The following is a 22,163-nucleotide window of genomic DNA, read 5'->3' on the forward strand; positions in this document are numbered from 1 at the left end:
GCGGGAACGGGGCGATCATGTTTCGGAGGCGTGAAAGGTGGCGGGACGGGGTGGTTTCTTTATGAACGCAATCCTGAACGCAATCGGACGCGGTCAGCGGTGAGCCGGCTCATCGCGCCCGCCCGGCCCGCCAGCACTTCAGCGAACTCCGGCAGCGCGTGGTCGCCGACTTCCCGCTCGATCCCGACGAGTTGGAGGTCCGCCCGACGGCGAACGAGACCAAGGGGCAGAACACCTGGGTGTGGCAGACCTCCGACTGTGTGCTCGCCGGAATGCTCGTCAAACGCAACGGCATCTGGTCGGCGACCGGCCTCGCCCGGCAGCGCCTGAAGACCCACTCCGACCCCGAGGGGTTCTTCGCCGGGGGCAGACAGGCCTTCACCTACTGGCGGGCGCACCAGCTGGGTTACGCCTGTGCGGCCATCTGGTCCACGCCCGGGGCGGCGCGCCCGAGACCCGGCACACGGTCCGCGGCACCGGCACGGTGATCGTCCAGCATGCCCTGGAGCTGGACGCGGAGCCGTCGCACGTCCTGGCGGCGGTGCACCGCATCGCGGCTCGATGGTGGCCGGCGGCGAGGAACCGGCGCGGGGTACGGCGGTCCGGGGCGTCGTCGGGCCGCGGACACCCCAGGCCGCCTCCACCGCCTGGGCCTCGTCCGACCGCGGACACCGCAGGCGTCCTCCCCCGCCTGACCTCATCCCCTGCTCACGGGCGGTCGGCCCGCTCGACGAGTGCCTCGGCCCGGGCGACCGCCTCGGTCAGGGTGTCCGGCTCCGGTCCCTGGGAGAGTGCCGCGAGGATGCCGTCCACGGTGCGCAGGCCGGCGCGTTCCAGCAGCCGCTTCTCGTTCGTCACCCACTCCCCGCGGGCGGCGAGGACACCGTGGGCGGCCTGGGCGGCGGCGGTGGCGATGGCGCCGGCGGTTTCCGTGAGGCGGCCGTAGGGGGCGTGGTTCGCCTTCGCGTAGGCGAGGGTGGCACGGGCGGTGCCGTGCCAGCGCTCGCTCGCGGTCCGGCGCAGCCTCTCCGGATAGGCCGTTGGGCGGGGCAGATCGCCGGTGAGGGTCCGGTTGAGGGCGAGTTCGGCGACGAGCAGGTAGGTGGGGATCCCGGCGAGATGGAAGAGCAGCGGTTCGACCCGGAAGCGGCCCTGGTCGGCCTCGGCCAGCTCGTGCTCGACCACGTCGAGGTCGCGGTAGTGCACATCGACCCGCCGGCCGTCGATGCTCAGCCAGGCCCCGCCGTTGAAGACGCCGCCGCCCCAGCCGCCGACCTCGAAGACCTCGCCCGCCCAGCCGAGGGCGCGCAGGTCGTCCGGGTCGAAGGGGCCGCGGTAGTAGACGGCCAGGTCCCAGTCGCTGTCCGGGCGGTGGGTGCCCTGGGCACGGGAGCCGCCGAGGGCGACCGCGCGGACGGTGGGCAGGGCGGCGAGGCGGTCGGCGGTGGCGGCCAGGAAGTCCTGGTCGGGGTCGGACGGATCGGACGGCGTGCACGGCAGGGACGGCATGGACACTCCGCGGGTCGGTCGGATTCCCGCCGGAGCGTACGCCCCGGTCAGCGGTGCCGGCGGGCATTTTCCGGGCGGCGAGCCCGACGGAACGGGGGCACGGGGGCCGCTCGCAGCGGGCCGGGTGCGCGGGAAATCCGGATGCGGTCGCGGGCGATGAAGGCGATCCTCGGACGGTTGCCCGCCGTCCGTTCGAGGAGCAGCCCAGTGATCCGACGCGTCACCGCCCCCGCTCTGTTCCCGCCCCCCGTCTACTCCCATGCCTCGGTCGTCGCGGCGGGGACGAAGCTCGCGTTCCTGGCGGGGGCCGTGCCACTCGACGAGAAGGGGGAGATCGTCGGCCCCGGTGACCCGGTGGTCCAGGCCGGGCAGGTGATCGCCAATCTGACGGAGCAGCTGCGCGCCGTCGGCAGCGACCTGGCGCACGTGGTCACGACCGATGTCTACGTCGTCACCGACCAGCCCGCGGTGCTGTCCTCGGTCTGGGAGGTGGTCGAGGCCTCGGGCCTGAGCACGGGACCACACTCCTCCACGCTGCTCGGCGTCAGCTGTCTCGGCTACCCGGAGCAGCTGGTGGAGATCACGGCGACGGCCGTGGTGCCGGAGGAACGGGAACAGGGGACGCCGTCATGACCGAGGCCGTACTCCGGCGGGCCGTCGCGGCCGACGCGCCCGCCGCCGCCGATGTCTGGCTGCGGTCCTTCGCCGCGGCCCTGCCGACGGTCGTCCGGCCGCGCACCGACGACGAGGTGCGCGAGCACTTCCGTCGGGTCGTGGTGCCGCTGCGGGAGACCTGGGTGGCGGAGGCGGCCGGCGCGGGGATCGTCGGTGTGCTGGTGCTGGACGGCGAGCTGCTGTCCCAGCTGTACCTTGCTCCCGAGTGGCGGGGGCGGGGTCTCGGGGACCGGTTCGTCACGCTGGCCAAGGAGCGCTCCCCGGGCGGGCTGACCCTGTGGACCTTCCAGGTCAACAAGCCCGCCCACCGCTTCTACGAGCGGCACGGCTTCACGGCCGTCGAGTCCACCGACGGGAGCGGCAACGAGGAGCGCGAGCCGGACGTGCGCTACGTCTGGCGGCCCTGAGCGCTCCCCCGGCGAACCGCCCGCTGTGCCCTGCAACCGGCGGGCTACGGCAGCCCCGCCGCGCCCGCCGCCGTACGCAGCACCTCGCGCAGCATCTCGGCGGTGAGCCGGCCGGTGAAGGTGTTGCGCTGGCTGACATGGAAGCAGCCGAAGAGGTCCAGCCCGTCGAGCGCGACCCGGGTGCCGTGCGCGAACGCCGGGCGGGGCCGGGGCACGGTCCAGCCCGCCTCGGCGAGCGCGGGCAGCGCGGCCTGCCAGCCGAAGGCGCCGAGCACGACCACGGCTTGGAGCGTCGGACGCAGCAGGGTCAGCTCCTGCACCAGCCAGGACCGGCAGGTGTCGCGTTCGCCGGGGGTCGGCTTGTTCGCCGGCGGGGCGCAGTGCACGGGGGCGGTGACGCGGACGCCGTACAGTTCCAGGCCGTCGCCGACGCGGACCGAGGTGGGCTGCGAGGCCAGCCCCACGTCGTACAGCGCCTGGTAGAGCACGTCTCCGGAGCGGTCGCCGGTGAACATCCGGCCGGTGCGGTTGCCGCCGTGCGCGGCCGGGGCCAGCCCGATGATCGCCAGCCGGGCGTCGGCGGGGCCGAAGCCCGGCACCGGGCGCCCCCAGTACGTCCAGTCGGCGAACGCGGCGCGCTTGGTCCTGGCCACCTCCTCCCGCCACTCGACCAGCCGGGGACAGGCCCGGCAGCCCGCGATGCGCCGATCGAGCCGGGCAAGGGCGCTGCTGTCGTCCATACGGCCACGGTATGCCCGATCTCCGCCGGTCCCTTCCCTGGCACCGATGCCTTTCCCCGGCACCGGCCCCTTTCTCTTCTCCGGCAGGGGCCCCTTCTTCAACTCGGGTCGCCGGAAAACCCGTCCGGGTCGCCGGGCTCGGCGCGTTAAGGTCGGACCATGGCTTCCGAGAACGCGGACGAGAACGACAACCGTGGGACCGGCACACCGGGCGAGGTGAAGGCCGCCCCGGACGCCGCGGCCCCCGGTGCCTCCGACGGGCAGCCGCTCGACCCCAAGATCGCCGCGGCGGTGGCCGCCGCCGAGGCCGCGGGACCCGCAGCCGGTGAGACGGTCCGGATCGACAGCTGGATCTGGGCGGTACGCCTGATCAAGACGCGTTCCCTGGGCGCCGCCGCCTGCCGGGGCGGGCATGTGCATGTGAACGGCGAGCGGGTGAAGCCCGCCTACTCGGTGCGCATCGGGGACGAGGTCCGGCTGCGCCACGAGGGCCGGGAACGGGTCGTGATCGTCAAGCGCCTGATCCGCAAGCGGGTCGGGGCGCCCGTGGCCACCCAGTGCTATGTCGACAACTCGCCTCCGCCGCCGCCCCGGGAGGCCGTCGCCCCCGCCGGTCTGCGCGACCGCGGTGCCGGCCGCCCCACCAAGCGGGACCGCCGCGACATGGAACGCCTCCGTGGCCTCGCCGCCTTCGGCCGCACGACCGGGTTCACCGGCGCCGCCGGCCCCGACGGTCCGGGCGGATCCGGTGGCGGCGAGGGAACACGCCGGGGCCGCTGAGCCGGCCCGGCACGCCTCGCTCCCAGTCCTCCCGCAGCCCGTTGCTGCGCCGCGTTCTCGAAGAGTACGTTGCAGGGAGGAGTGGTGATCCGATGCGTACAGGCAGTGAACCGGCGACCGCGCGCAGTGCTCTGCGGGCCCGGTTCTGGCTGAGCGTATGGGGTGTGACCTGGGCGATCTTCGGGACAACGGCGTTCGCGCTGGCCGGCCGCCCGGGCTGGGCCGCGGCCTGCGGGGTGCTGTGGCTGGTGGCCACCGTCGACCTGACCATGATCGTCAGACATATCCGGCAGGGCCCGCACTACCAGCCGGGCCGGGACATACCGCCGTACCGGCCGCCGGACAGCGGACCTCCGTATCCCGGACCGCCACGACACCGGCACCCCTGACCGCCCCGCATGTCCGACAGACCCGCTCAGTCCTCGAAACGGGCCGCCTTGAGGTAGTCCGGGTTGGGGTCCAGCGCGGCCGCCAGCCGGAAGTGCCGTCTGGCCTGGTCGGGGCGGCCCTGCCGTTCATAGGTGCGGGCCAGCGCGAAGTGCGCGAAGGCGTTGTCCGGCTCGCGCTCCAGCACGATGGTGAACTCGAGCTCCGCCGGCCGCAGTTGCGCGGCGGCGAAGAAGGCACGCGCGCGCAGGAGGCGGGCCGCGGTGTTCTCGGGGTGCGCGGCGATGACGCCGTCGAGCAGCTTCACCGCACCCCGCGGGTCCCGTGCGTTGAGCAACTGCTCGGCGGCACGGAAGTCGATGACATGCGTCTCCGGACTGCTTCCGGTGGAACCGCTGGTCTCGGGCACGGCAGAGATCCTTCCCTCGCTGCGCCGGTTCAACGCCCCAGCGGGAACGGGTATTCCGCCCCGGACCTCTGCCCCGGACCTCTGCCCCGGACCTTCGCCCCAGACCTCTGCGGGCCTACCGCGCGGCGCCCTCGTGCGCCCGGCGGACGAGCGTGTCCCACACCTCGGCGACCCGCTTCTCCAGCGCGTCCAGCGGCACGTCGTTGTCGATCACGATGTCCGCGATCTCCCGGCGCTGTTCCCGGGTCGCCTGCGCCGCCATGCGCGCGCGTGCGTCCTCCTCGGTCATCCCGCGCAGCCGGACGAGCCGGTCGAGCTGGGTCGCGGGGCTCACGTCCACGACGACCACCAGGTCGTAGAGCGATGCGAGACCGTTCTCGGTGAGCAGGGGTACGTCGTGGACGACCACGGCGTCATCGGCCGCGGCGGCCTCCAGCTCGCGGGAGCGGGCGCCCACCAGGGGGTGCACGATCGAGTTGAGGACCGCGAGCTTGTCGGGGTCGGCGAAGACGATCGAGCCGAGCCGGGGGCGGTCCAGGCTGCCGTCGGCGGCGAGGACGTCCGTCCCGAAGGCGTCGACCACGGCCGCGAGGCCCGGGGTGCCGGGCGCCACGACCTCGCGCGCGATGCGGTCCGCGTCGATCAGCACGGCCCCGTGCTCCACGAGCAGCCGCGACACCTCGCTCTTGCCGGCGCCGATCCCACCGGTCAGACCCACTGTCAGCATGAGCGGAAGCTTAGGCCCTTTCTTTCGGATCTTGCCGGCGTCGCCCAGAAGGCGCCGGCGCGGCAGCCGACCTGATCCGAAAGAAGGACCCTAGGCCCTGCCGCCGGCGGCCGAACCGGCGGCGGTCAGTTCTCGCCCTCGCGCTCCGCCAGGAACCGCTCGAACTCGCGCCCGATCTCGTCCGCCGACGGGAGGTCCGCCGGCTCGGCGAGCATGTTGCCCCGGGTCTCGGCGCCCGCCGCGGCGTCGTACTGGTGCTCGAGGCCCTGAACGAGAGCGGTGAGTTCCTCCTCGCCCTGCCGGACCTGCCGGTCGATCTCGGTCTGTGTGCGGTGCGCGTCGGTGCGCAGGGCGTGGGCGACGCCGGGCAGGACCAGTCCGGTGGCGGCCGTGATCGCTTCCAGGGCGGTCAGTGCGGCGTCCGGGTACGGAGAACGCGCGACGTAGTGCGGGACGTGCGCGGCGACGCCCAGGACATCGTGTCCGGCCTCCATCAGCCGGTACTCGATCAGCGATTCGGCGCTGCCCGGTACCTGGGCCTCCTCGAAGGGGCTGCGGTGGCCGGGGACGAGGTCGGTGCGGTTGCCGTGCGGGGTGAGGCCCACGGGGCGGGTGTGCGGGACACCCATGGGGATGCCGTGGAAGTTGACCGAGAGACGCACCCCGAGCCGCTCCACGATCTGCCGTACCGCGACGGCGAACCGCTCCCACTCCACGTCCGGCTCGGGACCGGACAGCAGCAGGAAGGGGGCGCCGGTGGCGTCCTGGACGACGTGGACCTCGATGGCCGGGACCTCGTAGTCGGTCCAGCGGTCGCGCTTGAAGGTCAGCAGGGGCCGGCGGGCCCGGTAGTCCACGAGCCGGTCGTGGTCGAAGCGCGCGACGAGCTGGTGGGGCAGTGAGTCGAGCAGCCGGTCGACGATCAGTTCGCCGGTGTCGCCCGCGTCGATGTATCCGTCGAAGTGGTAGAGCATGACCAGGCCGGCCGACTCCTGGGCGAGCGCCATGTCGACCACGGCGAGGCCCTTCGGCTCCCATGCGTACAAACCCTGCGGATCAAGCACTGTGACCGCTCCTCCTCGTGTCCGTTCATCGACAACACGGCTTCGGGAGCAGACATTCCCGCGGACGCCCTCTTGATCAGGGAGCGGTGGTCCCCGGTCCACGGAGAGCTGCGCGGGCGGAAAAGACCGAGGGGCCGCACCTCGAAAGGTGCGGCCCCTCAGGACCAGCTATCGGCTAGGCCGAGCGGCAGGCGCTCAGCTCTGGCCGCCCGCCAGCTTCTCGCGCAGCGCGGCCAGCGCCTCGTCCGAGGCCAGCGCGCCGGAGGTGTCCGCACCCTCGGAGGAGTACGAACCGCCGGTCGCGGCCGGAGCGGCAGCCTCGCCACCCTCGGCGGCAGCGGCAGCGTCCGCCTCGCGGGACTTGACGACCTGCTGCTGGTGCTGCTCGAAGCGGGTCTGCGCCTCGGCGTACTGGCGCTCCCACTCCTCGCGCTGCTTCTCGTAGCCCGGCAGCCAGTCGTTGGTCTCCGGGTCGAAGCCCTCGGGGTAGATGTAGTTGCCCTGGTCGTCGTAGGACGCGGCCATGCCGTACAGGGTCGGGTCGAACTCGACCGCCATCGGGTCGGCACCGAAGGACTCGTTGGCCTGCTTCAGCGAGAGGCTGATGCGACGACGCTCGAGGTCGATGTCGATGACCTTGACGAAGATCTCGTCGTTGACCTGGACGACCTGCTCCGGGATCTCCACGTGGCGCTCGGCCAGCTCGGAGATGTGGACCAGACCCTCGATGCCCTCGTCCACGCGGACGAACGCACCGAACGGAACCAGCTTCGTGACCTTACCGGGCACGACCTGGCCGATCTGGTGGGTGCGGGCGAACTGCTGCCACGGGTCTTCCTGGGTCGCCTTCAGCGACAGGGAGACACGCTCGCGGTCCATGTCGACGTCGAGAACCTCGACGGTGACCTCCTGGCCGACCTCGACAACCTCGGACGGGTGGTCGATGTGCTTCCAGGACAGCTCGGAGACGTGGACCAGACCGTCGACGCCACCCAGGTCCACGAAGGCACCGAAGTTGACGATCGAGGAGACGACGCCGGAGCGGACCTGACCCTTCTGGAGGGTCGTGAGGAACGTCTGGCGGACCTCGGACTGGGTCTGCTCGAGCCAGGCACGGCGGGACAGGACCACGTTGTTGCGGTTCTTGTCCAGCTCGATGATCTTGGCCTCGAGCTCCTTGCCGACGTACGGCTGAAGGTCGCGGACACGGCGCATCTCGACCAGGGAGGCCGGAAGGAAGCCACGGAGGCCGATGTCGAGGATGAGACCACCCTTGACGACCTCGATGACGGTACCGGTGACGATCCCGTCCTCTTCCTTGATCTTCTCGATGGTGCCCCAGGCACGCTCGTACTGGGCGCGCTTCTTCGAGAGGATCAGGCGGCCTTCCTTGTCCTCCTTCTGGAGGACCAGGGCCTCGATCTCGTCGCCCACGGCGACGACCTCGTTCGGGTCGACGTCGTGCTTGATCGAGAGCTCGCGGCTCGGGATGACACCTTCGGTCTTGTAACCGATGTCGAGCAGGACCTCGTCCCGGTCGACCTTCACGATGACGCCGTCGACGATGTCGCCGTCGTTGAAGTACTTGATCGTCTCGTCGATCGCGGCGAGGAAGGCTTCCTCGTTACCGATGTCGTTGACCGCTACCTGCGGGGTGGTGGCGGTGGTCTCGGTGCTGCTCGTCATGTGGGAAAGGGCTCCGGTACGGACATTGAAGTCGTAGGTACTGCTTACGCCGGGAGCCCGTTTCGCTCTGATGAAGCCGGACAGCCAAGGAAGCGCCACTTGAGCACCGGGTGCCCGGTGGCGCCTCGAGAACCGAGGGGACATACAACAGATGCGAGCGCAGCCTGCTAGGTCTGAGGTGCGCAGGCCCGCAGCGCAACTTGTAGCATACGGGGGCAGCCGGACAGGGTCAATGCGCGACAGCGCACCCCAGGGCGGATCGCCGCATTCCCGGCGGAAAAAACGTCCCAACTGGCCGCGCAGGCCTGGGCAACCCTTCCGTGAGACACCCCCGGCGGGTTGGACGGAAGAGTACGACGAGGGAGCCGATCATCCAAGAGTCGGAGACGGAACAGCACGGCGGGCCCGAGGGGTCCGAACCGGAGGCCACCCGGCGTGACGCCGGTGTGACGGAGAGCGCGCGGGCCAATCGGGGCTGGTGGGACCGGAACGCGGACGAGTACCAGGTCGAGCACGGCACGTTTCTCGGGGACGACCGCTTCGTGTGGGGCCCGGAGGGGCTGGACGAGGTGGAGGCCGAGCTGCTCGGCCCGCCGGAGGAGCTGAAGGACCGGGCGGTCCTGGAGATCGGCGCGGGTGCGGCGCAGTGCTCGCGCTGGCTGGCCGCGCAGGGCGCCCGCCCGGTGGCCCTGGACCTCTCGCACCGCCAGTTGCAGCACGCGCTGCGCATCGGCGGATCGTTTCCGCTCGTCTGCGCGGACGCGTCCGCGCTGCCCTTCGCGGACGGCACCTTCGACCTGGCCTGCTCGGCGTACGGGGCGCTGCCCTTCGTCGCCGACCCGCGGCTGGTGCTGCGCGAGGTGCGCCGGGTGCTGCGGCCGGGCGGCCGGTTCGTGTTCTCGGTGACCCACCCGATCCGGTGGGCCTTCCCGGACGAGCCGGGCCCCGAGGGTCTGTCGGTGGCCGCCTCCTACTTCGACCGCACGCCCTACGTCGAGCAGGACGAGCAGGGCCGCGCGGTCTACGTGGAGCACCACAGGACGGTCGGCGACCGGGTCCGGGACGTCGTGGCGTCCGGGTTCCGGCTGGTGGACCTGGTGGAGCCGGAGTGGCCGGCCTGGAACACCGCGGAGTGGGGCGGCTGGTCCCCGCTGCGCGGCCGGCTGATCCCGGGGACGGCGATCTTCGTGTGCGAGCGGGACTGACCGGCCTCTGCGGATCATCGGGGGCACACGCGCGTAGGGGCCGTTTCCGCCGTCGTACGACACTGGGGGCGTGATCCGTTACGACGCCCTGGACGCACTGCCCGTGCGCTCCGCCCTGCCCGCCCTGACCGACGCCCTGGACGGCGCCGGCACCGCCGTGCTCGTGGCGCCGCCCGGCACCGGCAAGACGACGCTGGTGCCGCTGGTGCTGGCCGGGCTGGTCGGGGACGGTCCGGCGCGACGGGTCGTGGTGGCCGAGCCGCGGCGGATCGCGGCGCGTGCGGCGGCCCGGCGGATGGCGTGGCTGCTGGGCGAGCGGCCCGGCGAGAGCGTGGGCTTCACGGTGCGCGGGGAGCGGGTCGCCGGCCGGCGCACGCGCGTGGAGGTCGTGACGACCGGCGTGCTGCTCCAGCGGTTGCAGCGGGACCAGGAACTGGCCGGGGTGGACGTCGTCGTGCTCGACGAGTGCCACGAACGGCATCTGGACGCGGACACGGCGGCCGCCTTCCTGTGGGACGTACGGCAGGCGCTGCGGCCGGAGCTGCGTCTGGTGGCCGCGTCGGCGACCACGGACGCGGAGGGCTGGGCGCGGCTGCTCGGCGGGGCTCCGGTGGTGGAGGCGGCGGGGGTCGCCCATCCGGTGGAGGTGGTGTGGGCCCCGCCCGCCCGTCCGGTGCGGCCGCCGCACGGGATGCGCGTGGATCCGGCGCTGCTGGCCCATGTGGCGTCGGTGATGCGGCGGGCGCTCGCGGAGCGGGACGGGGACGTGCTGTGCTTCCTGCCCGGGGTCGGGGAGATCGCGCGCGTGGCGGGACAGCTGGGCGGGCTGGGCGACGTCGACGTGCTCCAGGTGCATGGGCGGGCGCCGGCCGCCGTGCAGGACGCGGTGCTCGCACCCGGGGAGCGGCGCCGGGTGGTGCTGGCCACGTCGGTGGCGGAGTCGTCGCTGACCGTGCCGGGGGTGCGGGTGGTGGTCGACTCGGGGCTCGCGCGGGAGCCGCGGGTGGACCACGCGCGCGGGCTGAGCGGTCTGACGACGGTACGGGCGTCGCGGGCGGCCGGGCGGCAGCGGGCGGGCCGGGCCGGGCGTGAGGCGCCGGGGGCGGTGTACCGGTGCTGGTCGGAGGCCGAGGACGGGCGGCTGCCGGCGTTTCCGGCGCCGGAGATCAAGGTGGCCGATCTGACCGCGTTCGCCCTTCAGGCGGCGTGCTGGGGCGATCCGGACGCCTCGGGGCTGGCCCTGCTGGATCCACCGCCGGGCGGGGCGATGGCGGCGGCGCGCGCCGCGCTGGCGGCGGTGGGGGCGGTGGACTCCGCCGGACGGGCCACGGAGGTCGGGGGGCGGTTGGCCCGGCTGGGGGTGCACCCTCGGCTCGGGCGGGCGCTGCTCGACACCTCCGGCGCGGGTGCCGAGGTGGTCGCCCTGCTCTCCGAGGAAGTGCCCCGGGAGTACGGCGATGATCTCGCGGGGGCCCTGCGGCGGGCGCGGCGTGGGGGTGACGCGTACGCGGAGCGCTGGGCCGCTGAGGTGCGGCGGCTGCGGGCCCTGTCGAGGGAGGTTTCCCACCCGGCGGAGCCTTCCCATCCGGTCGGGCTTTCCCACTCGCCCACGCGGGACCGTCGGCGGGACGGCGCCGGCCCGGCCGGAGCCGTCGGGGTGGCGGGTGGTGGTGAGGAGCGGCTTGTCGGAGTCGTGGCTGCGCTGGCCTTTCCCGAGCGGGTCGCCAGGCTCGACGGAGGGTCGTACCTCATGGTGTCCGGGACACGGGCCGAGCCGGTGGACGGGTCGGCGTTGCGCGGGGCGCCCTGGATCGTCGTCGCCGTCGCCGACCGGCCCGCCGGGAAGGGCCACGCGCGCGTGCGGATCGGCGCCGCGGTGTCCGAGGACGTCGCACGGGCCGCGGCCGGGGCGCTGCTGACGGAGCGGGACGAGGTGCACTGGGCCGACGGGGACGTCGTGGCCCGGCGCGTCGAACGGCTGGGCGCCGTGGAGCTGGCCGTACGCCCCCTGAAGGAGGTCGAGCCCGGTCTGGTGCGCGCCGCTCTGCTGGACGGGCTCCGGCAGGAGGGGCTCGGGCTGTTGCGCTGGGCGCAGGAGGCGGTCGGGCTGCGGCAGCGGCTGGCGTTTCTGCACCGGCATCTCGGTGCGCCCTGGCCGGACGTGTCGGACGAGGCGCTGCACGCGCGCGTGGACGAGTGGCTGGAGCCGGAGCTGGGCCGGGCCCGGCGGCGGGCCGATCTCGGGCGGATCGACGCCGGGCAGGGGCTGGCGCGGCTGCTTCCGTGGGCGAGCGGGGACGCCGCGCGGCTGGAGGAGCTGGCGCCCGAACGGATCGCCGTACCGAGCGGGTCCAGGATCCGGATCGACTACGCGGACCCCGAGCGCCCGGTGCTCGCGGTGAAGCTCCAGGAGATGTTCGGCCTGGAGGAGACGCCGGTCGTCGCGGGTGTGCCGCTGCTCGTGCACCTGCTCTCGCCCGCCGGGCGGCCGGTCGCCGTGACGGCCGATCTCGCGTCCTTCTGGAAGGACGGTTACAAGGGCGTACGGGCGGAGCTGCGCGGCCGGTATCCCAAGCACCCCTGGCCGGAGGACCCGGCGACCGCGGAACCCACGCGGCACACCAACGCGCGGCTCAGGCGCTGACCGGTTCGGCTTCCGCGCGCGGTGCGGAGTCCGCCGGGTCCCGGGGGCGCCGGCCGCGTGCCTCCAGGTACAGGGACAGGGACAACAGCAGCAGGCCGAGGAGCAGCGAGCCCCGGGGGACGTACGAGGTGAGCGTCAGGACGAGGGTGCGGTTGTGCCTGACCAGCGCGACCGTGTGCTCGATGTAGTCCTCGCGCATCTTCACGTGCCCGGCGAACGCGGTGACCCGGTCCCGGCCGCCGAGCAGGGTGCCGCCGCGCAGCTCCTCCCGGTGGATCTCCTCGCCGTAGACGGGCGCCCCGGTGACCGGTTCGACCCAGAACCGGCGGACGGTGGTGTACCAGCGGGTGGTGCCCGTCCTCGCCACCGACTCGGGGGTGATGCCCTGCACGGGCATGGCCTTCGGGAAGGGCACCTTGGTCCAGGGGACGGTCTGCTCGAAGACGTAGACGGTCAGTCCGCGGAAGGTCCGGGTGCCCTCGTAGTGGATGGGGCGGGTGGTGCGGGTCTGCGCGTCGAAGTACTCGTAGTCCCGTTTCCGGGTGAGGAAGGGCCATTTGAACTCGATGCCGTCCCGCCTGACCGGGTCGCCGTCGACCATCTCGCCGGTGGCGTGCACCGGGTCCTGGCTGTGGGCGTCGAAGATGTAGCGCTCGGGTATCCGGGAGACCATCCTGCCGTCGGGGCCCTGGACGTAGGAGAGGCCGTCCCAGACGACGACCGGCCGGCCCGCCGCCTTCCCGATCCTGCGCGCGGCCGCCGTGTCGCCCTTGAGGGTCTGCACGATGGTGACCTTGGAGACCTTCTTCGCGCGCATGGTGCCGTAGTCGAGCAGGGTGGCGTCCTTCGCCTCCAGGACCATGTCCTGGTACTGGTTCGCGGGGATCCTGGCCAGGCGCGGGAAGGCGTACCAGCGCAGCAGCGGGGACAGCGCCGCGCAGAACACGGCACAGGCGAGCAGGACCAGGCTGGCCTTGCGGCGCATTCCGGCCTCCCTCCCGGACGGGCCCGGTCACGGGTGCGCGGGCACGGTCGTCAGCAGCGGCTTGGGGGATGTGGGGCCCGTCGGCGCGCCCGTCGCGCAGATCGTGAGGACCAGGGCGAACGCGAGGGCGAGACCGGTCGCGGCGGCGATGAGGGCGCGCATGCGGGGCCTCCCGGCGGAGCGTTCCTGATGGTGTGTCAGACCCGGCACCGTAGCAACGGGCGGGCGAGATGAGAACAGCGCTGCACGCACGAACGAGGGCGCCCTCCCCGCCGGTGCGGAGAGGGCGCCCTGGAGCCGCCGGGTCAGGACGAGGCGGAGGGAGACGGGGACGAGGTCGGAGTCGGAGTCGGGCTCGGGCTCGGGCTCGCCGAGGTGTCGTCCGCGGAGACCTTCAGCTCGACGGTGAGCGTGCCGCCGCCGGGGGTGGTGATGCGGAGCAGGAAGGTGCCGGTGGTGTCGTCCGCGTACAGCTTCGGCAGGGTCAGCAGGCCCTTGGCGTCGGTCGTCAGGCCGGTCAGGGTGCGGACGGGCTTGCCGTGGGCGTCCTTGAAGTACGGGCCCTTGTCGTTCTCCGTGGGGTCGTCGGTGGACTTGATCAGGGTGGCGGTGGCCGCCACCCGGTCCGCGACGGCGCCCTTGTACGTCGCCTTCACCTGGACCTGGTCGGCGAACTCGCCGCCCGGGGTGCAGGTCAGGTCGGTGTCGCTGGTGCGGGCCAGGGTGTCGGCGACCCGCTCGGTGACGGTGGCGGTGTAGGCGACGCCCCTGACCGCGCGGCCCACGACGGTGGCGACGACCTTGAAGTCGCCGGTCTTCCGGCCCGCTTGGAGCGCCGGCGCCTTGGCCACCCCGTGGGCGTCGGTGACGGCCGTGGCGACGGTCTCGCCGCCGGTGAAGGTCGCGTCCGTGTCCCCGGCGATGGTGAACCTGACCCTGACCTTGCCGACGGACGCGCCGGCCTTGGTCTCGGCACGGGTGGCGATCTGCTCGGCGAAGGCGTCGCCGGTCCGCGCGGTGAGCTTGCCGGTGCCGGCGTCCGCCAGGTGGTCCACCGTGTCGGTGGGGGTCTGCGGGGGCGTCGGGACCGGCTTCGGGTCCGGCTTGGGATCCGGCTTCGGGTCCGGCGCCGGCTTCGGGTCCGGCTTGGGATGCGGCTTGGGGGCCGGCTTCCCGCCGTGCGGCTCCGAGGACTTCGGGGACTTCGTGTGCGGGGTGCCGCTGCCGCTGTCGCTGCGGTGGGACGGGACGTCGCCGGTGCCGTCGGGCACGGAGTGGGTGCCCTTGCGGTAGTACTCCATCCACGACAGGACGGTGTTCAGGTAGTCCTGCGAGTTGTTGTAGCTGAGGATCGCGCTGTGCAGGCCGGCCGTGCTGGACAGGTCCCAGTCGTTGCGGCACAGGTAGTGGCCGGCGGCGAGGGCGGCGTCGTAGACGTTGTTGGGGTCCTTCTTGCCGTCGCCGTTGCCGTCGCGGCCGGCCCAGGCCCAGGTGGACGGGATGAACTGCATGGGGCCGATGGCCTGGTCGTACTGGCTGTTGCCGTCGTACGCGCCGTGGTCGGTGTCCTTGATGAGCGCGAAGCCGTTGCCGTCGAGCACCGGGCCGAGGATCGGGCGGAGCGTCGTGCCGTCGGCGTCCACGCGCCCGCCGCGCGCCTGGCCCGACTCCACCTGGCCGATCGCGGCGAGGAGTTGCCAGGGCAGGTTGCAGCCGGGCTTGGCGGTGCGCAGTTCGGCCTCCGCCTTCTTGTACGCGTCGAGGACCGTGGCCGGGATGCCCGCCTCGCCGGTTCCGGTGCCGTGAGGCAGGCCGGTGGTCGGCGAGGGGCTCGGCTTGGGGCTGTGCAGCGGGGGGAGGTCCGTGTAGTACGGCGAGTTGCCGGTGGCGTTGTCGTCGGAGGTCCGGTCCGGTACGGGGGTGGAGGCGCCGGCGGTCGTCTGTCTGCCGTGGTCCTCGCCGGTCGCTCCCGGAGCCTGGGACGCGGAGAGAGCCGCTACCGCCGCCGCGGCCACCGCTGTGGTCGCCGCTCCCTTGCGCAGCCGCCTGCCGAAGTGCGCCGCCATAGAGTGAACCCCTCCCGTGGACGTCCGTGCGTCCGTCTTCCGCCTGTCTGCCTCGCTCTGGTGTGACGGTTGACGTGGTGCTGTGGTTGCCCCTGTTTCCGCGCCTCCCGCGGGGGCCCAGGTGACCCTACGACAACTTGGTTGACACGGACAGCCATTCCTGCCCGATTTTCACCAGTTGGCCAACTTGTCGTTGCCATGCATGTGTGGACCGCCGTCCCATATACCGGACGGCCCGATGATCAACGGTTGGGGGCGCGGGGCGCGTTGGCGGGCGGGGTGCTTCCGTGCGCCGGCGCGGGGTCAGGCTCCGGGGTCCGGTTCCGACGGCCGGGCAGCGGCCGGCCGCTCGCCGAGCGACGCGACGAAGACGGTCACGGTGGGCCGGGGGCGGGAGCGCGGGACGAGCGTGAGGGCGAGCGCGAGATAGCCGCGGGCCAGGTCGGCCCACTGCTGCCAGTCGGGTCTGCGAACCGCGCGGAGGGGGCGGCGCAGACCGGCGGCGGCCCGGCGGACGGTCGCGGCGCGGTCGGCCGGGATGCGGGCGGTGCTCGCGTCGGCCGCGAGGGCCGCCACCGGCGAGGCCGGCAGGGCCCACGCCGAGGCGGTGTCCGCCCAGGCCCGGGTGACTGCCTTGGGCGTCCGGCGGTGGAGCATGCGTATACCCATGCCCGCAGTGTTGCGGCTGCGGACGCCCCGGGGCGTTTTGACGGGGGCCACGTGAGTGAAGCCCCCTCCGCGGGTCCGGCCGGTTGGGAGGCGGGGGTGGCAGTCCGGCCGGTTGTGTGGTGCGGGTAGGGGTCCGGCCGGTTGTGGGGTGCGGGCGGGGCTCGGCGGGAGGGCTTGCCCACGCACCAGAGGGCCCCGCGCGGGGGCCGGGGCCCGGGGGCGGGGGCGGGGCCCGCACCCCCGGGCTGAGGCGCCGCAGGTCAGTGTGCGGCGGACTCCCAGTCCGGGCCCACGCCGACCGAGACGTCCAGGGGGGCCCTGAGCTGGACCGCGTTCGCCATTTCGCGGCGGACGATCTCCTCCGCGGCCGCCCGCTCGCCGGGGGCGATCTCCAGCACGATTTCGTCGTGGACCTGGAGGAGCATGCGGGACTTCAGGTCCGCCGCCCGCAGGGCGCTGTCCACCTTGAGCATGGCGATCTTGACGATGTCCGCCGCCGTGCCCTGGATGGGCGCGTTGAGGGCCATGCGCTCGGCCGCCTCCCGCCGCTGGCGGTTGTCGCTGTTGAGGTCGGGGAGGTACCGGCGGCGGCCGAAGAGCGTCGCCGTGTAGCCCGTGGCCCGGGCCTCGTCGACCGCCCGGCGCAGGTAGTCGCGGACCCCGCCGAAGCGCTCGAAGTAGGCGTCCATCAGGGCGCGGGCCTCCGCCGCCTCGATGTTCAGCTGCTGGGAGAGGCCGAAGGCGGACAGGCCGTACGCCAGACCGTACGACATCGCCTTGATCTTGCGGCGCATCTCCGCGTCGACCGCGGCCGGCTCGACGCCGAACACCTGGGAGGCGGCCGTGGTGTGCAGGTCCTCGCCGGAGGTGAACGCCCGGATCAGGCCCTCGTCCTCGGAGAGGTGGGCCATCACGCGCAGCTCGATCTGGCTGTAGTCGGCCGTCATCAGGGACTCGAAGCCCTCGCCGACCACGAAGCCCCGGCGGATCGCCCGGCCCTCGTCCGTGCGGACCGGGATGTTCTGGAGGTTCGGGTCCGTGGAGGAGAGACGGCCGGTCGCGGCCACCGTCTGGTTGAAGGTGGTGTGGATACGGCCGTCGCCCGCGATGGTCTTGATCAGGCCCTCGACGGTGACCCGCAGCTTCGCCTGCTCACGGTGCCGGAGCATGATCACCGGCAGCTCGTTGTCGGTCTGGGTGGCGAGCCAGGCCAGGGCGTCGGCGTCGGTGGTGTAGCCGGTCTTGGTCTTCTTCGTCCTGGGCAGGGCCAGCTCGCCGAAGAGGACCTCCTGGAGCTGCTTGGGCGAGCCCAGGTTGAACTCGTGGCCGGCGGCCGCGTGGGCCTCCTTCACGGCCTGCTGCACGGCGCCCGCGAACATCTGCTCCATCGCCTCGAGGTGCGCGCGGTCGGCCGCGATGCCGTGCCGCTCCATGCGGGCGAGCAGCGCGGAGCTGGGCAGCTCCATGTCCCGCAGGAGGTCCGCGGCGCCCACCTCCTCCAGACGGGCCTCGAAGGCCTCGCCGAGGTCCAGCACCGCGCGGGCCTGGATCATCAGGGCCTCGGCCTCCGCGCCCTCGTCCGTGCCGAAGGCGAGCTGGCCGTCGGCCGCGGCGGCCGGGGCCAGCTCGCGGTGCAGGTACTCCAGGGAGAGCGCGTCCAGGTCGAAGGAGCGGCGGCCCGGCTTGACCAGGTACGCGGCGAGCGCGGTGTCCATGGTCACGCCCTCGACGCTCCAGCCGTGCTCGGCGAAGACGCGCATGGCGCCCTTGGCGTTGTGGAACACCTTGGCGCGGCCGGCGTCGGCCAGCCAGGCGGCGAACGCGTTCTCGTCGGTCTGGTCCAGCTCGGCGGGGTCGAACCAGGCGGCCGCTCCCCCGGCCGCGGCGAGCGCGACCTCGGCGACCGAGCCGGCGCCCAGCGCCCAGGTGTCCACGGTGGCGACGCCCAGGGTGCCGGTGCCGTGCTCGGCGAGCCAGCCGGCCAGCTCGCCGCTGCCGAGGATCGCGCCGTCCAGTTCGATGCCGTCGGCGGCGACCGGGGTGGTCTCCGCCTCCTCGGAGCCGGGGTCGACGGCGAAGAGGCGCTCGCGCAGCGACGGGTTGCGGATCTCCAGGGTGTCCAGGATCATCGCGACGGCCTTGCGGTCGTACGGCGCCCGCTCCAGGTCGGCGACGGTCTTGGGCAGCTCGACCTGGCGCTCCAGCTCGGTGAGGACGCGGTTGAGCTTGACGGCCTCCAGGTGGTCGCGGAGGTTCTGCCCGGCCTTGCCCTTGACCTCGTCGACCCGCTCGACCAGCTCCGCGAAGGACCCGAACTGGTTGATCCACTTCGCGGCGGTCTTCTCGCCGACGCCGGGGATGCCCGGCAGGTTGTCGGACGGGTCGCCGCGCAGCGCCGCGAAGTCCGGGTACTGGGCGGGCGTCAAGCCGTACTTCTCGAAAACCTTCTCCGGGGTGAACCGGGTCAGCTCCGAGACGCCCTTGGTCGGGTACAGCACGGTGATGTGGTCGGTGACCAGCTGGAAGGAGTCGCGGTCACCAGTGACGATCAGCACCTCGAAGCCCGCGGCCTCGGCCTGGGTGGCGAGGGTGGCGATGACGTCGTCCGCCTCGAAGCCGTCGACGGCGAAGCGCGGCGCGTGCATGGCGTCCAGCAGCTCGCCGATCAGCTCGACCTGGCCCTTGAACTCGTCCGGGGTCTTGGAGCGGTTCGCCTTGTACTCGGTGAAGCGCTCGGAGCGCCAGGTCTTGCGGGAGACGTCGAAGGCCACCGCGAAGTGCGTGGGCTCCTCGTCACGCAGGGTGTTGGCCAGCATCGACGCGAAGCCGTAGATCGCGTTCGTCGGCTGGCCGGTCGCGGTCGTGAAGTTCTCCGCGGGCAGCGCGAAGAACGCGCGGTAGGCCAGCGAGTGCCCGTCCATGAGCATCAGCCGGGGACGGGTGCCGCCGGGGGTCTTGTCGGTCTGCTTCGGTGCTGTCTCTGCCACGTCCCCGATCCTGCCACGCCGCACTGACAGTCCGGGCCGCTCGGCTCCGGCGGCTGTGAGGGGCGCCACAGGACCGGCGGACCGGCGGCGGCCCGGAGCGCGAGTCCACCGGTGCGGTGGGCAACGGTTCCGGTCCCCGCACGCCCGCCCGGGCCCGTTGTCGGTGCCTCGTGGGAGGATCGTCGGCGTACTTCTCACACCCAGCCGAAGGGGAGCGGGCGATGGCGACGAAGCCGCCCAAGGGAGACCCGGTTCAGGACGCGCCGCAGGTCGCGGAGCCGAAGCACGCGGCCGCCGGGCTGCCGGCCATCGGGCACACCCTGCGCATCGCCCAGCGGCAGATGGGTGTGAAGCGCACCGCGCTGACGCTGCTGCGCGTGAACCAGAAGGACGGCTTCGACTGCCCGGGCTGCGCCTGGCCGGAGCCGGACCACCGGCACAAGGCGGAGTTCTGCGAGAACGGCGCGAAGGCGGTGGCCGAGGAGGCCACCCTGCGCCGGGTCACCCCCGAGTTCTTCGCCGCGCACCCCGTCGCCGACCTGGCCGGCCGGAGCGGGTACTGGCTGGGGCAGCAGGGCCGGCTGACCCACCCCATGTATCTGCCCGAGGGCGGGGAGCACTACGAACCGGTCACCTGGGAGCGTGCCTTCGACATCATCGCCGAGGAGATCGCCGCCCTCGGCTCCCCCGACGAGGCCGTCTTCTACACCTCGGGCCGCACCAGCAACGAGGCGGCGTTCCTGTACCAGCTCTTCGCGCGCGAGCTGGGCACGAACAACCTGCCGGACTGCTCGAACATGTGCCACGAGTCGTCCGGCTCGGCGCTGAGCGAGACCATCGGCATCGGCAAGGGCAGTGTCCTGCTGGAGGACCTGTACAAGGCCGACCTGATCATCGTCGCCGGCCAGAACCCGGGCACCAACCATCCGCGCATGCTGTCGGCGCTGGAGAAGGCCAAGGCGAACGGGGCGCGGATCATCAGCGTCAACCCGCTGCCCGAGGCGGGCCTGGAGCGGTTCAAGAACCCGCAGACCCCGCAGGGACTCCTCAAGGGTGCCGCGCTCACCGATCTGTTCCTCCAGATCCGCATCGGCGGCGACCAGGCCCTCTTCCGGCTCCTCAACAAGCTGGTGCTGGAGACGGAGGGCGCGGTCGACGAGGAGTTCGTCCGCGACCACACCCATGGCTTCGAGGAGTTCGCCGAGGCGGCCCGGGCCGCCGACTGGGACGAGACGCTGACCGCGACCGGTCTCACGCGCGCGGAGATCGAGCGGGCGCTCGCCATGGTGCTCGCCTCGAAGCGGACCATCGTCTGCTGGGCGATGGGGCTCACCCAGCACAAGCACGCCGTGCCGACCATCCGCGAGGTGGTCAACTTCCTGCTGCTGCGCGGCAACATCGGCCGTCCGGGTGCCGGTGTGTGCCCGGTGCGCGGCCACTCGAACGTGCAGGGCGACCGCACGATGGGCATCTTCGAGCGGCCCGCGCCGGCCTTCCTGGACGCGCTGGAGAAGGAGTTCGGGTTCGCCCCGCCGCGCGAGCACGGTTTCGACGTGGTCCGGGCGATCCGCGCGCTGCGCGACGGCACGGCGAAGGTGTTCTTCGCGATGGGCGGCAACTTCGTCGCGGCCTCCCCCGACACGGAGGTCACCGAGGCCGCGATGCGGCGCGCGCGGCTGACGGTTCATGTGTCGACCAAGCTGAACCGCTCGCACGTCGTCACGGGCGCGCGTGCGCTGATCCTGCCCACGCTGGGGCGCACCGAGCGGGATGTGCAGGCCGGCGGCGAGCAGTTCGTGACGGTCGAGGACTCCATGGGCATGGTGCACGCCTCGCGCGGCCGGCTGGCGCCGGCGGGTCCGCGGCTGCTGTCCGAGCCGGCGATCGTGTGCCGGATGGCCCGCCGGGTGCTGGGCGAGCGGAGTGTGGTGCCGTGGGAGGAGTTCGAGAAGGACTACGCGGCGATCCGTGACCGCATCGCGCGGGTGATCCCCGGTTTCGAGGACTTCAACGCGCGCGTGGCCCGGCCCGGCGGCTTCACGCTGCCGCACGCCCCGCGCGACGAGCGCCGTTTCCCGACGGCGACCGGCAAGGCCAACTTCACGGCAGCGCCGGTGGAGTTCCCCGAACTGCCCGCGGGGCGGCTGCTGTTGCAGACGCTGCGCTCGCACGACCAGTACAACACCACGATCTACGGGCTCGACGACCGCTACCGGGGCATCAGCAACGGCCGCCGGGTGGTGCTGGTGAACCCGGAGGACGCGCGGGCGCTCGGGGTCGCCGAGGGGGCGTACGTCGACCTGGTGAGCGAGTGGCGGGACGGGGTGGAGCGGCGTGCGCCCGGTTTCCGGGTCGTGCTCTATCCGACGGCCCGGGGATGCGCGGCGGCGTACTACCCCGAGACCAATGTCCTGGTGCCGCTGGACGCGACCGCCGACACCAGCAACACCCCGGCCAGCAAGTCCGTCGTCGTACGCCTGGAGGCGCGCACGGAGGACGGCCGCGAGGCACGTGCGGAGGACGGCCAGGCGCGCGCGGAGGGCCGTCTGGAACAATCGGCGACCGACTGAGCGTTTGCTCAGCGCCGCGATGTGAGAGCCGTACGACGAACGGAGCAGGGCCGATGGGTGAGCAGCAGCAGGTGAAGTTCCCGCAGGAGGTCCTCGAGGAGTACGCCGCGCTCGGTGTCGACCTCCCGGCCCTGTTCTCGGCCGGGCACCTGGGCACCCGGATGGGTGTGCAGATCCTGGAGGCCTCGGCGGAGAAGGTCGTCGGGACCATGCCGGTGGAGGGCAACACCCAGCCGTACGGCCTGCTGCACGGCGGCGCCTCCGCGGTGCTGGCGGAGACCCTGGGGTCGGTCGGCTCGATGCTGCACGGCGGCAGCTCCAAGATCGCGGTCGGTGTGGATCTCAACTGCACGCACCACCGCGGGGTCCGCTCGGGCCTGGTGACCGGCGTGGCCACGCCCGTGCACCGGGGCCGGTCCACGGCGACGTACGAGATCGTGATCAGCGACGAGGAGGGCCGCCGGGTGTGCACGGCCCGGCTGACCTGCCTGTTGCGGGATGTGCGTCCGCAGGACGGCGACCGGGCGAGCGCCTCGGCCTGACGCCCCGCACCCCGCCGCACGGGCCCGGTACCGCTCCCCAACAGGAGCCGGACCGGGCCCTTTTGGCTGGGGAATTTCTCTTTTCCGGGTGTAACACTCCGTAACGTGCGT

20 protein-coding genes are annotated in these 22,163 nt (G+C 72.8%); 9 read left to right on the plus strand and 11 right to left on the minus strand.

All coding sequences use genetic code 11. The features are described from left to right. Positions 1-158 precede the first annotated feature (158 nt). The gene (locus tag ACZ5CZ_RS24890; RefSeq protein WP_468946083.1) at positions 159-488 is read left to right on the plus strand and encodes a hypothetical protein; all 330 of its coding nucleotides are present in this window, start codon (positions 159-161) and stop codon (positions 486-488) included. Positions 489-708: 220 nt separating this feature from the next. On the opposite strand, the gene ACZ5CZ_RS24895 is transcribed toward ACZ5CZ_RS24890, so the two are convergent. Further along, positions 709-1,509 carry a nucleotidyltransferase domain-containing protein gene (locus tag ACZ5CZ_RS24895; RefSeq protein WP_468946085.1) on the minus strand — a complete coding sequence of 267 codons (801 nt, stop codon included), beginning with the start codon at positions 1,507-1,509 and terminating at the stop codon, positions 709-711. A gap of 207 nt (positions 1,510-1,716) precedes the next feature. On the opposite strand from ACZ5CZ_RS24895, the gene ACZ5CZ_RS24900 reads away from it, so the two are divergent. Together ACZ5CZ_RS24900 and ACZ5CZ_RS24905 are read left to right on the plus strand one after the other, a co-directional pair. Then, positions 1,717-2,142: a RidA family protein gene (locus tag ACZ5CZ_RS24900; protein ID WP_385843067.1), complete on the plus strand. Its 426-nt coding sequence runs from the start codon at positions 1,717-1,719 to the stop codon at positions 2,140-2,142. Further along, positions 2,139-2,591, plus strand: a complete 453-nt coding sequence (locus ACZ5CZ_RS24905; protein ID WP_385843066.1) for a GNAT family N-acetyltransferase — start codon at positions 2,139-2,141, stop codon at positions 2,589-2,591. The genes ACZ5CZ_RS24900 and ACZ5CZ_RS24905 overlap by 4 nt, the downstream gene beginning before the upstream one ends. Positions 2,592-2,635: 44 nt before the next feature. On the opposite strand, the gene ACZ5CZ_RS24910 is transcribed toward ACZ5CZ_RS24905, so the two are convergent. Then, positions 2,636-3,331: a uracil-DNA glycosylase gene (locus tag ACZ5CZ_RS24910; protein WP_385843065.1), complete on the minus strand. Its 696-nt coding sequence runs from the start codon at positions 3,329-3,331 to the stop codon at positions 2,636-2,638. A 159-nt stretch (positions 3,332-3,490) separates the two neighbouring features. On the opposite strand from ACZ5CZ_RS24910, the gene ACZ5CZ_RS24915 reads away from it, so the two are divergent. Together ACZ5CZ_RS24915 and ACZ5CZ_RS24920 are read left to right on the plus strand one after the other, a co-directional pair. Then, positions 3,491-4,111 (plus strand): RNA-binding S4 domain-containing protein, encoded by a 621-nt coding sequence (locus tag ACZ5CZ_RS24915; RefSeq protein WP_385843063.1) that lies wholly within the window; start codon positions 3,491-3,493, stop codon positions 4,109-4,111. A gap of 92 nt (positions 4,112-4,203) precedes the next feature. Then, positions 4,204-4,500, plus strand: coding sequence for a DUF6343 family protein (locus tag ACZ5CZ_RS24920; protein ID WP_385843062.1), 297 nt, complete (start codon positions 4,204-4,206; stop codon positions 4,498-4,500). Positions 4,501-4,526: 26 nt separating this feature from the next. Here ACZ5CZ_RS24920 and ACZ5CZ_RS24925 read toward each other — a convergent pair whose 3' ends face one another. From ACZ5CZ_RS24925 to rpsA, 4 genes are all read right to left on the minus strand, one after another. Continuing rightward, positions 4,527-4,907: a tetratricopeptide repeat protein gene (locus tag ACZ5CZ_RS24925; RefSeq protein WP_385843061.1), complete on the minus strand. Its 381-nt coding sequence runs from the start codon at positions 4,905-4,907 to the stop codon at positions 4,527-4,529. 115 nt (positions 4,908-5,022) lie between these two features. Next, positions 5,023-5,634 (minus strand): dephospho-CoA kinase, encoded by a 612-nt coding sequence (gene coaE, locus ACZ5CZ_RS24930; RefSeq protein ID WP_385843059.1) that lies wholly within the window; start codon positions 5,632-5,634, stop codon positions 5,023-5,025. 125 nt (positions 5,635-5,759) lie between these two features. Then, entirely contained in the window at positions 5,760-6,698 is a 939-nt protein-coding gene (locus ACZ5CZ_RS24935) for a PAC2 family protein (protein ID WP_385843058.1), read from the minus strand. 195 nt (positions 6,699-6,893) lie between these two features. Continuing rightward, entirely contained in the window at positions 6,894-8,384 is a 1,491-nt protein-coding gene (gene rpsA / locus ACZ5CZ_RS24940; protein ID WP_385843057.1) for a 30S ribosomal protein S1, read from the minus strand. Positions 8,385-8,704: 320 nt separating this feature from the next. Here rpsA and ACZ5CZ_RS24945 point away from each other — a divergent pair, with 320 nt between their 5' ends. Continuing rightward, positions 8,705-9,589: a class I SAM-dependent methyltransferase gene (locus ACZ5CZ_RS24945; RefSeq protein ID WP_385843056.1), complete on the plus strand. Its 885-nt coding sequence runs from the start codon at positions 8,705-8,707 to the stop codon at positions 9,587-9,589. 70 nt (positions 9,590-9,659) lie between these two features. Next, complete coding sequence (gene hrpB / locus ACZ5CZ_RS24950; RefSeq protein WP_468946093.1) at positions 9,660-12,233, plus strand: ATP-dependent helicase HrpB; 2,574 nt, start codon at positions 9,660-9,662, stop codon at positions 12,231-12,233. Here the strand turns inward: hrpB and pgfA are convergent. The 5 genes from pgfA to polA form a co-directional block, all read right to left on the minus strand. Continuing rightward, a complete protein-coding gene (pgfA, locus tag ACZ5CZ_RS24955; protein ID WP_468946096.1) occupies positions 12,223-13,218 on the minus strand; it encodes a cell envelope lipid trafficking protein PgfA in 996 nt (331 codons plus the stop codon). The two genes, hrpB and pgfA, sit on opposite strands and share 11 nt — an antisense overlap. A gap of 27 nt (positions 13,219-13,245) precedes the next feature. Then, entirely contained in the window at positions 13,246-13,380 is a 135-nt protein-coding gene (locus ACZ5CZ_RS24960; RefSeq protein ID WP_385843052.1) for an SPW_0924 family protein, read from the minus strand. 143 nt (positions 13,381-13,523) lie between these two features. After that, positions 13,524-15,284, minus strand: coding sequence for a lytic transglycosylase domain-containing protein (locus ACZ5CZ_RS24965; RefSeq protein WP_468946099.1), 1,761 nt, complete (start codon positions 15,282-15,284; stop codon positions 13,524-13,526). 303 nt (positions 15,285-15,587) lie between these two features. Beyond that, entirely contained in the window at positions 15,588-15,953 is a 366-nt protein-coding gene (locus ACZ5CZ_RS24970; RefSeq protein WP_385843050.1) for a hypothetical protein, read from the minus strand. Between the two features lie 260 nt (positions 15,954-16,213). After that, positions 16,214-18,940 (minus strand): DNA polymerase I, encoded by a 2,727-nt coding sequence (gene polA / locus ACZ5CZ_RS24975; protein WP_468946103.1) that lies wholly within the window; start codon positions 18,938-18,940, stop codon positions 16,214-16,216. Positions 18,941-19,161: 221 nt separating this feature from the next. Between polA and ACZ5CZ_RS24980 the strand changes: the two genes are divergently transcribed. Both ACZ5CZ_RS24980 and ACZ5CZ_RS24985 read left to right on the plus strand, forming a co-directional pair. After that, on the plus strand, positions 19,162-21,510 hold the full coding sequence (locus tag ACZ5CZ_RS24980) for an FdhF/YdeP family oxidoreductase (RefSeq protein WP_468946105.1): 2,349 nt from the start codon (positions 19,162-19,164) through the stop codon (positions 21,508-21,510). Between the two features lie 53 nt (positions 21,511-21,563). Beyond that, complete coding sequence (locus tag ACZ5CZ_RS24985; RefSeq protein WP_385843046.1) at positions 21,564-22,052, plus strand: hotdog fold thioesterase; 489 nt, start codon at positions 21,564-21,566, stop codon at positions 22,050-22,052. Positions 22,053-22,163 lie beyond the last annotated feature (111 nt).

The sequence above is a fragment of the Streptomyces sp. NPDC031418 genome (assembly GCF_055581605.1).